This window comes from Streptomyces sp. NPDC054765, from assembly GCF_053612065.1.
In genome coordinates this window covers 163,242-177,626 of the sequence record NZ_JBSHBP010000008.1, presented here as the reverse complement: position 1 = coordinate 177,626, position 14,385 = coordinate 163,242, and the positions used below count along the sequence as shown (strand labels likewise).

15 protein-coding genes and 1 pseudogene are annotated in these 14,385 nt (G+C 72.2%); 7 read left to right on the top strand and 9 right to left on the bottom strand.

All coding sequences use genetic code 11. From position 1 onward, the window contains the following. Positions 1 to 380: 380 nt before the first annotated feature. The 8 genes and pseudogenes from ACWGJY_RS08370 to ACWGJY_RS08335 all read right to left on the bottom strand — a co-directional run bounded on the left by ACWGJY_RS08370 (position 381) and on the right by ACWGJY_RS08335 (position 7,458). Positions 381 to 1,310, bottom strand: coding sequence for a phosphatidylinositol-specific phospholipase C (locus ACWGJY_RS08370; RefSeq protein WP_453259991.1), 930 nt, complete (start codon positions 1,308 to 1,310; stop codon positions 381 to 383). Between the two features lie 146 nt (positions 1,311 to 1,456). After that, positions 1,457 to 2,419 carry an L-histidine N(alpha)-methyltransferase gene (gene egtD, locus ACWGJY_RS08365; RefSeq protein ID WP_453259990.1) on the bottom strand — a complete coding sequence of 321 codons (963 nt, stop codon included), beginning with the start codon at positions 2,417 to 2,419 and terminating at the stop codon, positions 1,457 to 1,459. Continuing rightward, the gene (egtC, locus tag ACWGJY_RS08360) at positions 2,416 to 3,171 is read right to left on the bottom strand and encodes an ergothioneine biosynthesis protein EgtC (RefSeq protein WP_453259989.1); all 756 of its coding nucleotides are present in this window, start codon (positions 3,169 to 3,171) and stop codon (positions 2,416 to 2,418) included. The genes egtD and egtC overlap by 4 nt, the downstream gene beginning before the upstream one ends. Before the next feature lie 37 nt (positions 3,172 to 3,208). Beyond that, positions 3,209 to 4,528 (bottom strand): ergothioneine biosynthesis protein EgtB, encoded by a 1,320-nt coding sequence (gene egtB, locus ACWGJY_RS08355; protein ID WP_453259988.1) that lies wholly within the window; start codon positions 4,526 to 4,528, stop codon positions 3,209 to 3,211. After that, a complete protein-coding gene (gene egtA, locus ACWGJY_RS08350; RefSeq protein ID WP_453259987.1) occupies positions 4,525 to 5,802 on the bottom strand; it encodes an ergothioneine biosynthesis glutamate--cysteine ligase EgtA in 1,278 nt (425 codons plus the stop codon). The genes egtB and egtA overlap by 4 nt, the downstream gene beginning before the upstream one ends. 298 nt (positions 5,803 to 6,100) lie before the next feature. After that, positions 6,101 to 6,301, bottom strand: a pseudogene (locus ACWGJY_RS08345) (aminotransferase); the annotation flags it as partial. 60 nt (positions 6,302 to 6,361) lie between these two features. Next, a complete protein-coding gene (locus tag ACWGJY_RS08340) occupies positions 6,362 to 6,589 on the bottom strand; it encodes a DUF397 domain-containing protein (protein WP_453259986.1) in 228 nt (75 codons plus the stop codon). Continuing rightward, complete coding sequence (locus ACWGJY_RS08335; protein ID WP_453259985.1) at positions 6,586 to 7,458, bottom strand: helix-turn-helix domain-containing protein; 873 nt, start codon at positions 7,456 to 7,458, stop codon at positions 6,586 to 6,588. Before ACWGJY_RS08335 ends, ACWGJY_RS08340 begins: the two co-directional genes overlap by 4 nt. Positions 7,459 to 7,788: 330 nt before the next feature. Between ACWGJY_RS08335 and ACWGJY_RS08330 the strand changes: the two genes are divergently transcribed. The 7 genes from ACWGJY_RS08330 to ACWGJY_RS08300 all read left to right on the top strand — a co-directional run bounded on the left by ACWGJY_RS08330 (position 7,789) and on the right by ACWGJY_RS08300 (position 13,764). After that, a complete protein-coding gene (locus tag ACWGJY_RS08330; RefSeq protein ID WP_453259984.1) occupies positions 7,789 to 8,106 on the top strand; it encodes a hypothetical protein in 318 nt (105 codons plus the stop codon). A 193-nt stretch (positions 8,107 to 8,299) separates the two neighbouring features. Beyond that, on the top strand, positions 8,300 to 8,761 hold the full coding sequence (locus ACWGJY_RS08325) for a hypothetical protein (RefSeq protein WP_453259983.1): 462 nt from the start codon (positions 8,300 to 8,302) through the stop codon (positions 8,759 to 8,761). Next, on the top strand, positions 8,758 to 9,006 hold the full coding sequence (locus ACWGJY_RS08320; RefSeq protein ID WP_453259982.1) for a DUF7848 domain-containing protein: 249 nt from the start codon (positions 8,758 to 8,760) through the stop codon (positions 9,004 to 9,006). The genes ACWGJY_RS08325 and ACWGJY_RS08320 overlap by 4 nt, the downstream gene beginning before the upstream one ends. A 112-nt stretch (positions 9,007 to 9,118) precedes the next feature. Further along, positions 9,119 to 10,189, top strand: a complete 1,071-nt coding sequence (locus tag ACWGJY_RS08315; protein WP_453259981.1) for a glycosyl hydrolase family 18 protein — start codon at positions 9,119 to 9,121, stop codon at positions 10,187 to 10,189. A gap of 241 nt (positions 10,190 to 10,430) precedes the next feature. Then, a complete protein-coding gene (locus ACWGJY_RS08310; protein ID WP_453259980.1) occupies positions 10,431 to 11,429 on the top strand; it encodes an NADPH:quinone oxidoreductase family protein in 999 nt (332 codons plus the stop codon). Then, positions 11,426 to 12,607, top strand: coding sequence for an acyl-CoA dehydrogenase family protein (locus ACWGJY_RS08305; protein ID WP_453259979.1), 1,182 nt, complete (start codon positions 11,426 to 11,428; stop codon positions 12,605 to 12,607). The genes ACWGJY_RS08310 and ACWGJY_RS08305 overlap by 4 nt, the downstream gene beginning before the upstream one ends. Continuing rightward, complete coding sequence (locus ACWGJY_RS08300; protein WP_453259978.1) at positions 12,604 to 13,764, top strand: acyl-CoA dehydrogenase family protein; 1,161 nt, start codon at positions 12,604 to 12,606, stop codon at positions 13,762 to 13,764. The genes ACWGJY_RS08305 and ACWGJY_RS08300 overlap by 4 nt, the downstream gene beginning before the upstream one ends. A gap of 25 nt (positions 13,765 to 13,789) precedes the next feature. On the opposite strand, the gene ACWGJY_RS08295 is transcribed toward ACWGJY_RS08300, so the two are convergent. Beyond that, the gene (locus ACWGJY_RS08295) at positions 13,790 to 14,341 is read right to left on the bottom strand and encodes a hypothetical protein (RefSeq protein ID WP_453259977.1); all 552 of its coding nucleotides are present in this window, start codon (positions 14,339 to 14,341) and stop codon (positions 13,790 to 13,792) included. Positions 14,342 to 14,385 lie beyond the last annotated feature (44 nt).

The following is a 14,385-nucleotide window of genomic DNA, read 5'->3' as shown; positions in this document are numbered from 1 at the left end:
GGCGCCGACCGCCGGCGCGGTCCCGCGTTCGCTCGTCTCCACCAGCCGCCGCCTCCCCACATCAGCCGGCAGCGCCCCGTCGGATGCGGGGGCGGCACCGGAACCAGACATTTCACCCAGTCTGATGCAGGGGTGCGCGCTGTGGTTCGGTCATCCGGCGGATCATTCCGCGCAGGCATCAAAAAACACGGCGGAAACCCGCACCACCACACCCGGCACACCCGCCGTCCGGGGGCCGGCGGCCGGGCCGCGCGGAGCGAGCCGGCAGCGCGGCCCGGCCGCGCTCCGCTGGGCCGGTCGGGTGAACCGCGCCGGGCCCCGCCGGGCCCGGTCCCGGCCCTTTGGGGCGCGCCGTCCCGCTCGTGCCCGGCGGCTCCCGCTCACGCCACGAGCCGCACGCCCCGCGCCGCGAGGTGGTGGCCGATCAGCGTCCCGGCCAGGCCGAACTCGTTCGGGAAATCCATCGGGACGATGCCCAGGCCCGTCCAGCCGCTCCCTTCCGATCCCGTCAGCAGATTCTTGACCTGCGGATTGAGGCGGTCGGCGTTGGAGCGGGGCGGGAGCAGGGCCGCGGTGCTGACGTAATTGACGAAGAGCTTGCCGGGCTGGGCGACGGCCTTGCGGAACTGGGCCTCGACCTTCGGGTACTTCCCGAACGGCTCCGCCATGTAGTCGTCCTGGATGTCGAACAGCTGCGGATCGGCGTAGCGGACGCCGCCCAGACCGTCGGAGTCGGCCAGCAGGACCACGCTGCCGCGGGCCTGACCCAGCGTCGGCAGCCCGGCGTCGAGCCGGAACAGCGACCGGTAGCCCTTGTCGTCCAGGTACCTCCCGAAGATCCGCCGGAACTCCTCGGCGCTGACCTCCGAGTACTCCTGCTTGACCCGCATCAGCACCGTCTCGGAGGGGTGGGCCTGCAAGAACGCCCGGCAGGCGTTGAGTACATCGCCGAACATCAGCTCCTGGTAGAAGGCGCCGTGATGGATGGCGAAGACGTTGTCGACGGCCCGGCAGCGGACGTCCAGGAAACGGATACCGCTGTTGAGCTGGGCATCGACGGGGGTGTTCTGGCAGGCGACCCAGGGGCCGCCGATCCGTGCGCCGGAGTCATGGGTGCCGGGGATCGTCAGCCGCTGGACGGGGGTGGCGTCGTCGAGCGCCGACATCCAGTCCTGTACGGACACTGCGGTCCCCCGGCGCTGGGCCGCGCCGGCCGTGAACTGCCCGCTGCCGACGCCCGCCAGCACTCCGGCGGCCGACAGCCCGGCCGCGCCCCGGAGGAATCCCCGCCGATCCAGTCCCAGCCCCATGCCGCTTCCCCTGTCCGTCGAGTCTGCGTGGGTGCGCGACGGCTGCCCGGTGCGCACCTGCGGTCGGGGCATCGAACCACAGGGAGCGGGTGTGCGGCACCCGGCCGGCGGACCGGATGGTCACACCGGCCGGGCAGGGGCGGAATTCAGACGCGGAAGGACAGCGACAGCGCGAAGCGGTCCGCACTGTCCGTCCACCAGTTGGTCAACTCCAGTCCGGCCGCGGCGAGTTCGCTGCGCACGCCCTCCTGGCGGAACTTGGCCGACACCTCGGTCCGCAGGTCCTCGCCCGCGGTGAAGTGCACCGCCAGATCCACCCCGGGGATCTTGACGCTCAGGTCCTTGCGGGCCCGCAGCCGCATCTCGATCCACTCGCGGTCGGTGTTCCACACCGCGACATGGTCGAAGTCCGCCGGGTCGAAATCACCGCCCAGTTCGCGGTTGATGACCTCCAGGACGTTCTTGTTGAACGCGGCCGTCACGCCCTGCGGATCGTCGTAGGCGGCGACCAGGGCGGCCTCGTCCTTGACCAGGTCGGTGCCGAGCAGCAGGGCATCGCCCGGGGAGAGCATGCCGTGCACGGAGCGCAGGAATGCGGAGCGCTCCTCGGGGAGCAGATTGCCGATCGTGCCGCCGAGGAAGGCGAGCAGCCGCGGACCGGGGGTGCCGGGGAGTTCGATGCCCTGCTGGAAGTCGGCGACCAGTGCGTGCACGGTGAGGCCGGGGTGCTCGGTCAGCAGCGCCTCGCCCGCGGCGGCCAGCGCGGATTCGCTGACGTCGATGGGCACATAGGAGTGCAGATCGGTCAGCGCGCCGATGAGATGGCGGGTCTTGTCGGAGGAGCCCGACCCCAGCTCGACCAGGGTGCGGGCCTGGGTGGCCGCGGCGATGTGATCGGCGCGGGTGAGCAGGATCTCCCGTTCGGCGCGGGTCGGGTAGTAGTCCGGCAGCTTGGTGATGTCCTCGAACAGCTCACTGCCGCGGCCGTCGTAGAACCACTTGGGCGGCAGCTGCTTGGGGTGACGGGTCAGCCCCTGGGTGACGTCGGCGCGCAGCGCGGCCGCGGTGGCGTCGGCAGGGAGGGTGCGGGTGATGCTGAGCGGGCTCACGTGGCGGGCTCCTTGAGCGGGGTGAGGTGGACATCGGTCCGGGTGGCACGCAGCAGGGTGCGGTCCGGGACCTCGGTCCAGTGGGGGGAATCGTCGTACGGTTCGGAGGCGACCACCGTGCCGCCTCCGGGAACGGCCAGGTGGCACAGCGTGTCGCCCCAGGTGGTGGCGGCGATGCCGGTGCCGTCGGTCAGCAGCAGATTGAGCCGGGAGCCGGGCGCGGCCGCGGCGACCGCCGTGACGGTGCCGGCCAGCGCCTCGCCGATTTCGTCACCGCGCGCCAGCCGGTGCTGGACCAGCGCCCACAGAAACGCCGCATCGCAGCGGGCCGGCAGCCGCAGCAGCTCCCGCGCCGGCAGCCCGGCAGCCAGCGCGGCGAGCGAGTCCGGCCAGCCGGACACCGCGCCGTTGTGGCTGAACAGATAGCGCCCGGCGGCGTACGGCGCGGCCGCGGCCTCGGCGTCCGCACCGGCCACGGTGGCATCCCGCACGGCGGCGAGCAGCGCACCGGTGCGCACCACTCGCGCCAGGTCGGGCAGCAGATCGTCGCCCCAGATCGGCCCGGCCCGGCGGTAGCGGGCGGGCACCGGATCGCCCGGCGCGTACCAGCCGACGCCGAAGCCGTCGGCGTTGACCGTGCCGTGCCGCTGCCGGCGCGGCTCCCACGACTGCCGGTACAGGCTGTGTGACGGGGCCAGTACCACCTGGCCGAAGGGTATCTCCGGCCCCAGGTAGGCAAGGTGACGGCACATCAGGCACCGGCCTCCCGGGGCGGGCCGTCCGCGGCCCTCATGCGTCGGCCGCCGGGCCGGCGTCCCGGGCGGTACGGAACCCGGAGAAGATCTGCCGCCGGACGGGCAGGTCCCAGTTGCGGAAGGTGCCCCGGCAGGCGACCGGGCCGACCGCGAACGAACCGCCGCGCAGCACCTTGTGCTCGTCGCCGAAGAACACCTCCGAGTACTCCCGGTAGGGGAAGGCGGCGAAGCCCGGATAGGGCAGGAAGTCGCTCGCCGTCCACTCCCACACCTCACCCATCAGCTGCCCTACGCCGAACGCCGACCGGCCGTCGGGGTAGCTGCCGATGGGGGCGGGCCGCAGATGGCGCTGGCCGAGGTTGGCGTGCACCGCTGCGGGGTCCTCGTCGCCCCAGGGGTAGCGCCGGGACCGGCCGGTCGCCGGGTCGTGCCGGGCGGCCTTCTCCCATTCGGCCTCGGTCGGCAGCCGCCGGCCGGCCCAGCGCGCATAGGCGTCCGCCTCGTACCAGCTCACATGCAGCACGGGCTCGTCCGGCGGCACCGGTTCGGTCACCCCGAACCGCCGGCGCAGCCACTGGCCGCCGTCGCGCTTCCAGAACAGCGGTGCGCGCAGCGTGTGCTCCTGCACCAGCGCCCAGCCCTCCACGGTCCACCAGCGCGGCTCCTCGTACCCGCCGGCCTCGATGAACCGCTGGTAGGCGCCGTTGCTGACGGGGGCGGTGTCGATCAGGAAGGAGGGCACCAGCCGGCGGTGTGCGGGCCGTTCGTTGTCCAGCGCCCAGGGCTCGGTGGAGGTGCCCATGGTGAACGGGCCGCCGGGGACGAGGACGTCGGCCGGCAGGATGTCGTCGGAGGCGGGCGGCGGCTCGGGCGCGGTGAGCACCGCCGGGCCCCGGCGCAGCTGATGGGTGATGAGCATGGTCTCGTCGTGCTGCTGCTCATGCTGGGCGATCATGCCGAAGGCGAAGCCGGAGTCGAGCAGCGGACCGCCGTGCAGCGGGGTGCGCTCCAGGATGTCCAGCACCCGGCCGCGCACCTCGTCGACATAGCCGTGCGCTTCGCCCGGGGCCAGCAGCGGCAGCGAAGGGCGGGTGGCGCGGGGGTGCTCGAAGGCGTCGTAGACGGAGTCGATGTCCGGGCGCAGCGCGTCACGGCCGCCGACGGTGCGCAGCAGCCACTGCTCCTCCTGGTTGCCTATGTGCGCCAGGTCCCACACCAGCGGGGACATCAGCGGGGAGTGCTGCGCGATCAGGTCGGGATCCTCGACACAGGTGGTCAGCAGGCGGGTGCGGTCGCGGGCGGCGAGCAGCGCCGAGGCCGCGCGCTCACGGAGGAGCTCGGGATCGAGGGTCACTGGCTGTCCTTCCCCACTATGAGATCGCCCTCCGCGGCATACAGGGCGTCGAGATGATCATCCGCGGGGCAGCGGCCGGGGTTCACATAGCGCTCGGTGAAGTCCGCGACCGCCGCGAGCACCTCGGGGGACGCCCCGAGCCGTGGCAGCGCCTCCTGTGCGGCGGCGAAGCAGCTCACTGCCGCCGCGTGCAGCTCCGGGTCGGTCAGTGCGCCCCGGGCGGCGCGCCGCCACAGCGGGTTGCGCGGCGCGGGGCGGGAACCCGCCGTCTCCGCAAGGGGTTTGACGATGCGGTACGCCCGCTCAGTGGCCTCCGGGTCGTCGAACAGCGCTGCCGTGACGGCCAGCGGCACGACCCATCCGGCTTCGCCCGACTGCGCGTCGATCATGCGCAGTTCCAGATGGCCGCGCGGCCGTACGGGCGGGAAGAGGGTGGTGACGTGGTAGTCCAGATCCTCCTGGGTGGGCGGTCTGGGCACGCCGGTGCGGATCCACTCACGGAAGGTGAGTCCCGCCGGCGCGTGCCAGGGGCCGTCCTCGGCGCGGATGCACATCACCGGGGCGTCCAGGACGTAGCCCACCCAGGCGGTGCGCGGATCCGGCCCCTGGGGCGGGGCGAGGGTACGGTGCGGGTCGAGCTGCGACCAGATGACCTGGCGGGTGGTGCGGTAGCCGGTGGGGCAGCCCTCGCTGGTCGGGGAATTGGCGAAGGCCGCGGCCAGCACCGCGCCCAGCAGATGGGCCAGCAGCCAGCGCCGGCCGTGCCCGAGCGGGCCGGGCTCCTCGTACCCGGCGTCCACACACACCTGCACGGACGCGGTGGCGCACATCATGGACCGCCCTGCGGAGCCCCAGCGGTCGAAGTAGGCCTCCATGGCGTTGTAGCGCGGCGCGGTGAGCACCCGCTGCGGGCGGTGCCAGGGATTGTGACCGTGGCCGGCCATGCCCAGGCCCATGGCCAGCATGGCGGGGCGGACCAGCGCGAGATCGGCGGTGACCGTGTCGATGCACTCGGTGAGGGAGCGGGCCGGGAGCGAACTGAGCTCCAGCTGGCCGCCGGGCTCGAAGGTCAGCAGGGAGGTGAGGGGAAGGGCACGCAGGGTCGCGGCCGCGTGCTGCAGCCGGTCCGGTGCGACCGGACATCGAGGGGTGCGCGCGTCATGGACCAGCCATTCGATCTCGACGCCGATACGGCGTGGGGGCCCCGTCTTGAAGCATATTCCGTGCAGGTGAGCCTCAAGTTCCGCTTCCGATACTGCGGGCCGTACGGGCATGGAATCCCTCTCCCTCGTGGGGTGGCGGCAGGATTGCCGCCCTCCACCTAATCTCCTGCGGGCGGCGCGCTCAAGAGTGCGTTCGTGCCGCGGCCGGTGGGACGGGCTTCCAGGGGGCAGGCGGGCCGTCCGGGCCGGGAGACCGGCGGACGGGGCCGCGGCGTCCTCCCGGCGCCAGGACGGCCTTCCCGCCCGCCGCCGGGGCCGGGGACCGGACGCGGCGAGCGGCGGACGGGGGCGGGGAAGGGGTGCGCCCGTTCGAGTGAGTGCGGGGCGGGGTGGCTTTTGCCGCCGTGGCGGCCCGGCGCCTTGGCCCGGTGCCTTGGCCGCCCGGCAGCACCAGGTCCTTGATGCTCTGCCGGCCGCCGAGTGCTGCCTGGATGGCGTACTGGGCGGGCGCGTTCGGGCACAGCCGCACGGAGGCGAGGGTCCCCAGGCCCTCCAGATGGTCGGCGGCGTGCTGCTTGGGTCCGGAGACCACCAGCCAGCCGGAGCGGAATCAGCAGCAATGGCCCCCGCCGGACGACGGGGGCCGCGTAGCTGGGGTGCCACTGCTTGATCAGGAGGGGAACTGCCCACCCTTGATGGCAGCGACGAATGACGACCAACCGCCTGCCGAGAACGCCAGCGCCGGGCCGTGCGGGTCCTTGCTGTCCCGAACCGGGACGATCCCAGGGAGGCCGCCGGTAACCTCGACACAGTTGCCACCGTTGTTGCTGTAGGAGGACTTGAACCAGGTAGCGCCCTCCAGACGCAACGCCGTCACCGTGGCAGAGTGATTCTTCATTCTGTGATCTCTCTCGATAGTTGGTGCAGAATTTTCGGGGTGTCACGGGGAGGCAGGGCAGCAGCCACCATGGCGTCGAACATGCGGGAGAACCGCCCGACGTCGCGCGGTTTGTCAGTGACCGCGACGGTGCTCCATGGCGTGTCCGTCTGGACTGTCGTCGGCAGGCCATCGCCAAGAATCATGATGTTGACGTCGTGGAAGGCGACGTAGCTGCTTCCCGCCTGCGGGAGAACTTGTATGGTCACGTTCTCGCGGGCGGACCATTCGGCGAGAGCGGCGTGCTGTTCCCGCATGACGTCCGGCCCGCCGATGGCGTAGCGGAGAGCTGGCTCGTACAAGACCGCCCACACCCTCTGGGGGTCGTCGTCACGTGTCATGCCCTCCTTTCTCTTCATGCGAATCTGCACGCTTCGCTGCCCGAACTCTGTGGTCGTCTCGTCGATGGGCTTATGCAGGTCGTGCACGGCCTGCGCGTATGCCTCGGTCTGAAGCAGTCCCGGAACGAAGGTCGGGTGAAAGATGCGGATCTCCCGCGCCGCGGACTCAACGCCGAGGAATCGCGGCATGCCCGACAACATGGTGGTCCCGATCCCCGTCCACCATTCGCGGCTGGACGCCTCGCGTTGGAGTGCGACTAGCCTGTCCACCTGCTCCTCGTCGGTGATGCCGTAGCGCTCCAGCAGCTCTCTCAGGTGTCCGGCCTGCCTGAAGGACTTCCAACCAGTCTCGACACGCTGAAGCGTGCTCTCGTCGAAGTGCAGGCCCACTACTGCCTCCGCGATCGTCAGACCGGCCGCCTTGCGGAGCTGGCGCAGTTCGTGTCCCAGCCCGATGCGCCTGGCGGTTGGCTGCGGTCTTGCGGCCATGTGCCCTCCATTCTGATGCATGTGCGCGCCGTTGCCTGCCTTGTGTTCAGCCTGGCATCCGTTGTGTGCAGAGCAGAAGCCATGCGCATGCCTTGGCATGTGCCATTTCTGATCCTGAGGCTGATTCTCAGCAGATTCTGTTGCGTCTAACTATGCAACGGGACACGGTGGTTGAGCCACGGAACGCCATCAGAGCGGAATGTGGAGGCGTGGCATGACGAATGATCAGGCCACATTCCGCGTCCGCAAAGACCACTGCCACGCAAGGACCCCCGCAACCGTTGGTGGACGGCTCGGGGGCGTGGACAGACGCCAAGAAGGAGCGCTGACGTGATCCACGGTATCGCGAGACTGTTGGTGCCGCTGCTGCGGCTGTTGTTGCCCGCCCGGGGCTGCCATCGCGCGGTCGGCGCACTACCCGCCGCAAGGCGCGAGGATGCGCCGACGCTCGTGCTTCCCCGCTTTCCCGTCCGGCAGACGGGGCCGCTGCGGGGTGAAGACGTTGCCCTGATCCGCCCGTATGTCCTCGCGCCCGAGGAACGACGGGACCGCCGGGTGCAGCGCGGGCGACGGCGCGCGCTGTGGCTCGCGTCGCACGGCGTCGACGCGGGGCCGCGTGGGATTCACGGTGTGGAGGTGATGGGTTGATGCCCGGCATGAGCGGTCCGGTGTACTTGAGGGCTCCGGTTCCGGGGCCGGATCCTGAGCCGGTTGCCGGGTGCGATGTGTGTGCGGCGTTGGCCCGGCAGTGTGCGGCGGCGCGTTCGCTCGGTGACAAGTCCAAGGTGGTCGACTGCAACGTCGAGATGCGTCGCCATCCCCACCCGAAGCGGGAGGGGCGATGACGACCGAGGTGCGCACGGAAGCTCAGTTGGCAGCGGACACCTACGGTGATCTGCAACTCGCCTTGGCTGACGCGAAGATGATGTTCCCGGAGATGACCTTCAGCGACACCGCCGAGGGAGATGTCCGGATCAACCTCGCACGCGTCGGCATCGGCACGGTCGGCGAAGCCGGCCCGTGTTCTGAAGGCGGCGCGGTCATGAGCACGGGCGTGTGGTCGCGGCTGCGGGGCCGGGTCGGGCCGGACCGGGCCGAGGAAGCGTGGAACCGGCACGTCAGGTATCGGGGGTTGTACCGGCAGCTTGATCACGTGCAGGCGGCCCTCAAGGCCCGTACCGCGTGGATGGATGAGCTGGCCGAGGGGGATCTCGCGGAGATGCTGCGTGGTCTCACCGGGTGCATCGATGCCGTTCGGGCAGCGGGCAGCGATGCCCCGGACCGACCGGAGGGCACACATTGAGGACGCGCTACCGGTTCGCGGAGTGGACGCTGATGGCCGACGGGGATTGCTCGGTGCGGTACGTCGGTGCGTGCCTGGACTGCGGCGAATTCTGCGTCGATGCCGCATCCGCCGACGAGGCTCAGGACTGGTGCCTCAAGCGCGCGGGACGCACTGGGGAAACACACTTTGAGATGCGGGCCTTGCAGTACTTCACCGCCCACCTCACCGACCCGGCGGCGGACGGCGCCCCGCCGGGCACGTAGGGCCAGGGCGGGCCGACCGTCCCGGCCCGCCCCCCGTGCCCGGTCGTACCCGCCGCGCCCCGTTCGGCGGAACTGACGGTGCGTCAGTAGCGGAACCGGGTAACGCTCGGAAATGGATCATGCATCAGGAACCCGGCCGCGTACCGGGCTTGCGCTCCTGCTGGCCGTGGCGATGGGCACCGTGCTCTGGGCCCCGGCGGCCGCGGCGACGACGGACCCCGGGGGCGGCGGGCGTACCGGTTCGGCCTGGCTGCCCTACTGGGGTGACGTCGACGCCGGCTACCGCGACGCGCTGCGGCACGCCTCCCAGCTGCACACCGTCAGCCCCTTCTGGTACGAGACCTCCTCCGACACCACCGTCACGGGGCACGAAGGCGCGGGGCGGCGCGACATCATCGACGGGCTGCACGACGCCGGGATCGATGTCGTGCCCACCGTGACCGAGACCCTCGGCGCCGAGAAGATGGCCGGCTTGATGCACGATCCCGAGCGGCGGCGGGACCATGTCGACACGCTGCTGGACCTGGTCGCGAGCCGTCCGTACGACGGGATCGACCTGGACTACGAGGCGATGGCGGTCACCGGCGACCGGGAGGCCCGCGACCGGGTGCGGACCGGGTACAACGCGCTCGTCAAGGAGCTGTGCGCACGGCTGCACGACCGTGGCAAGCAGTGCGTGGTCACGGTGCTCGCGAAGGTCCGCGGCAGCGGCCAGGCCTTCGACTACGAGCAGCTCGGCAGGTACGTCGACCGGTTCCGCATCATGGGCTATGACCTGCACTGGTCGGGCGGCGAGGCGGGCCCGCTGTCCGCCAAGGACTGGTACGAGGAATTCCTGCGCTACGCCACCGACACCGTCCCCCGGCACAAGATCGAAGTGGCCTTCCCGGGCTACGGCTGGGACTGGGTCAGCGGGGTCACCGGCCATGCGGCCCATGTGACCTGGAAGGAGGCCGAGGCGCTGCGCGAGCGGGAGGACGCGGACTACCTCTTCGACGAGCGGTCCGGCACCCCGCACTTCACCTATCGCAAGGACGGTGAGGAGCACGAGGTCTGGTACCAGGACGGGCGCGGAGTCCGCGCGCAGCTGCCGCTGCTGAGGAAGTACGGGGTGCGGGGCACCGGACTGTGGGCGCTCGGATTCGAGGACCCGGACCACTGGGCCGCACTCCGCGGAGAGTAGCCGCAGCGCCGCCCCGGACGGTGGGCCCGGAGCCGCCGTGTGCTTCGTCGCCTCCGTCCCGTGCCGTCGGGCCCGCTGCCGTTGCCGGGCTCCGGGGCTCGGCCGGCGGAGGCGTCAGGGGCGTCGCTGCGAGGTGGCGGAGACTGTTCCCTGGGGGATACCGACCGCTTAGTATGTCGCTGGCGAGGGCGCCGCTGCGCCCTTTGCCCCACCCGCGTATCCAAGGTTGTGGAGGCACCAGGTGAAGGCATGGCGCGTACACGCGAACGGCGAGCCGCATGAAGTGATGCGGCTGGAGGAGGTGCCGGACCCGCAGCCGGGACCGGGGCAGCTGCTGCTGCGGGTGCGGGCCGCCAACGTGAACTTCCCCGACGCGCTGCTGTGCCGCGGCCAGTACCAGGTGCGCCCGCCGCTGCCGTTCACCCCCGGCGTGGAGATCTGTGGCGAGGTGCTCGCCGTGGGGGAGGGGGCGGCCGGCGAGACCGGGGCACGGGTGCTGGCCCAGCCGCCGCTGCCCGACGGCGGGTTCGCCGAACTCGCGTGCGTCGACGCGGCGACGGTACGCCCGGCCCCTGAGGCCCTGGACGACGCCGAGGCCGCGGCGCTGCACATCGGCTACCAGACCGGCTGGTTCGGCCTGCACCGCCGGGCCAGGATCCAGCCGGACGAGACCCTGCTCGTGCACGCCGCGGCCGGGGGCGTCGGCAGCGCCGCCGTACAGCTCGGCAAGGCCGCGGGCGCGCGGGTCATCGGTGTCGTGGGCGGCGAGGACAAGGCCCGCACCGCCCGCGCACTGGGCTGCGACCTCGTCCTCGACCGGCGCAGTGACGACCTCGTCGCCGCCGTGAAGGAGGCCACCGGCGGCCGCGGCGCGGATGTGGTCTACGACCCGGTGGGCGGTGAGGCATACGCCCGGTCCGTCAAGTGCATCGCCTTCGAGGGCCGGATCATCGTCGTCGGGTTCGCGAGCGGTGCCATCCCCACCCCGGTCCTCAACCACGCCCTGGTGAAGAACTACGCGATCCTCGGCCTGCACTGGGCCCTGTATGCCGCCAAGGACCCGGTCGCGGTCGACGCCTGCCACGAGGAGCTCACCAAGCTCGCCGCACAGGGCGCCGTCAAGCCGCTCATCGGCGGCAGGTTCCCGCTGGAGGGCGCCGCCGAAGCCGTTCAGCGGGTCGCCGACGGCACGTCCACCGGACGGCTCGTCGTCCTGCCCGCAGCGGAGGAGACCCGATGACCGACGCCGCAGATCTGCGCCGGCGCACCGCCGAGCTGCTCGCCGCCCGGCCGCCCGCCACCACCGGCCGGCTGGCGTTCCTGCGCGCCCGCTTCGACGCCGGACTCGCCTGGGTCCACTTCCCCGAGGGCCTCGGCGGACTGGCGGCGCCACGCGCCCTGCAAGCCGTCGTGGACGCGGAGTTGGCGGCCGCCGGCGCCCCCGGCAACGACCCCGGACGCATCGGTATCGGCCTCGGTATGGCCGCACCCACCATCCTCCGGTTCGGCACCGACGAGCAGAAGCAGCGGCTGCTGCGCCCGCTGTGGACCGGCGAGGAGGTGTGGTGCCAGCTGTTCAGCGAACCCGGCGCCGGCTCCGACCTGGCGGCGCTGGCGACGCGGGCGGTACCGGACGGCGACCACTGGGTCGTGGACGGCCAGAAGGTCTGGACGTCCAGTGCACATCTGGCCCGCTGGGCGATCCTGATCGCCCGTACCGATCCCGGCCTGCCCAAACACCAGGGCATCAGCTACTTCATCTGCGATATGACCGACCCCGGTGTCGAGGTGCGCCCGCTGCGGCAGATCACCGGCGAGGCCGAGTTCAACGAGGTCTTCCTCACCGGCGTCCGGATCCCCGACACGCAGCGCCTCGGTGCGGTCGGCGAGGGCTGGGAGGTCGCCCGGACCACGCTGATGAACGAACGGGTCGCCATCGGCGGCGCCCGGATCCCGCGCGAGGGCGGCATGATCGGCGTGGCCGCCGCCGACTGGCGCGCACGGCCCGAACTGCGCACCCACGATCTGCACCAGCGGCTGCTGACACTGTGGGTGGAGGCCGAGGTTGCCCGGCTGACCGGTGAGCGGCTGCGCCAGCAGCTCTCCCAGGGCCAGCCCGGCCCGGAGGGCAGCGGGATGAAGCTGGCCTTCGCCCGGCTCGCCCAGGAAATCAGCGGCTGGGAGGTGGAGTTCCTCGCCGAGGACGGTCTGACCTACGACGACTGGACGATGCGCCGCCCCGACGGCGTCGACTTCACCGGCCGGGAGGCCGGTTACCGCTATCTGCGCGCCAAGGGCAACTCCATCGAAGGAGGCACCTCGGAGGTGCTGCTCAACATCGTCGCCGAACGTGTGCTGGGGCTGCCGCCCGAGCCGCGCACCGACAAGGACGTCGCGTGGAAGGACCTCCCCCGATGAACGACGGGACACCCCTGGCCGGCACCCCGGCCGCCGACCCCGATCTGCTGTACTCCGAGGACGAGGAAGCGCTCCGCGCCGCCGTACGGTCACTGCTCGCCGACCGCAGCGATCCGGCCACGGTGCTCGCCGGCCTGGAGTCGGACGTCGCCCACGACACCGGCCTGTGGCGCGCGCTCGCCACGGAGATCGGTGCCGCGGGGCTGCTGGTGCCCGAAAAGCTCGGCGGAGCGGGGGCGAGCGCACGCGAGGCGGCCGTGGTGCTGGAGGAGGTGGGCCGCTGTGTCGCCCCCGTCCCCTATCTGACCAGTGCGGTCATCGCGGTGACCGCACTGCTCTGCTGCGACCACGGTCAGGAGGACGTCGCGGCGGCGCTCGCCGCGCTCGCCGGGGGCCGCACCGTCGGTGTGCTCGCGGTCCCGCTGCCCACCGCTCCGGGCGGGCTGCCGGCGGCGGCCGTACGGGCCGGGGCGGACGGCGCACTGACCGGCCGGGTCACCTCGGTCGCCGACGCCACGGGCGCCCAGCTCCTCCTGGTCCCGGCCCAGGGTCCCGACGGCCCGGCCCTCTATGCGGTCGAGGCCGCGGCGGACGGCGTCCGCACCGACCCCGTCACCCCGCTCGACCTCACCCGCCCCCTCGGCCGCCTCACCTTCGACGGCGCCCGCGGCCGCTTGCTGGCCACCGGCGACCGCGCCCGCGCCGCCGTCGAACGGGCCCTGCTCACCGGTGCCGGGCTGCTCGCCTCGGAACAGCTGGGCGTCGCCGAATGGTGCCTGTCCAAAACCGTGCGCCACACGGCGCAGCGCACCCAATTCGGCCGTCCCGTCGGCTCGTTCCAGGCACTCAAGCACCGGATGGCCGCCCTCTGGCTGGAGGTGGCCTCGGCCCGCGCCGCCGCCCGTAACGCCGCCGACGCACTGGCCACCGGCAGCCCGGACGCTCCGGTGGCGGTGGCCGTTGCCCAGGCGTACTGCGCGCCGGTGGCGGTGCGTGCCGCCGAGGAGTGCATCCAGCTGCACGGCGGGATCGGCATGACCTGGGAGCACCCGGCCCATCTGTTCCTCAAGCGGGCCAAGAGCGACGAGGTCGCCCTGGGGTCGCCGGGCCGGCACCGGGAGACCCTGGCGGGGCTGGTCGCTCTCGACGCCCCGTAGGGCAGTCACGGCCGGCGGCCTCCGGTCACTCGGTGATGGCGAAGGTCCGGCTGACATCGCCGACCGTGCCGTCACCGGCGGTGGCCACCTCCAGGAAGTAGCGGGGGCCCGGCGGTACCTCGGGCAGCGTCACGAGCGCCTCACCGGTGCGGGTGGCGGGCGCCCGGGGTACCACCAGGGCCACCCGCTGCGACCGGCCGTGGCCCGTCGCGGCCCGCAGCCAGACGTCCACCTCCTCGCCCGTGCTGTTCTTCCAGGCCACCGTGAAACTGCCGTTCGCCTTGTAGTCCACACCGGGCTGTGGCGCGGTCACCTCGATCCGCCCCGACGGGGGCGAGGCGAACTCCTCGGGTTCCCCGGGGCCGGCACTGGCGGTGGTCGCGCCCAGGGCGGAGGTGGCGGCCCGCGCCGCCGAGCCCGCATGGCCGGACGTGGCGGCCATCGGACCGCCGGCCGGGGGCCGGCCCGCGCCGGAGTCGGGGTGCGACGGTGCCAGCGAGACCACCAGCATGCATCCGACGGCGGTGGTGGCGACGGCGACGGCCAGATTGGTGGCCATCGAGGTGGCCCTGCACATCGTCTCCTCGTTTCCTCGGGGGAGTGGCGAGCCGGAACATCCCC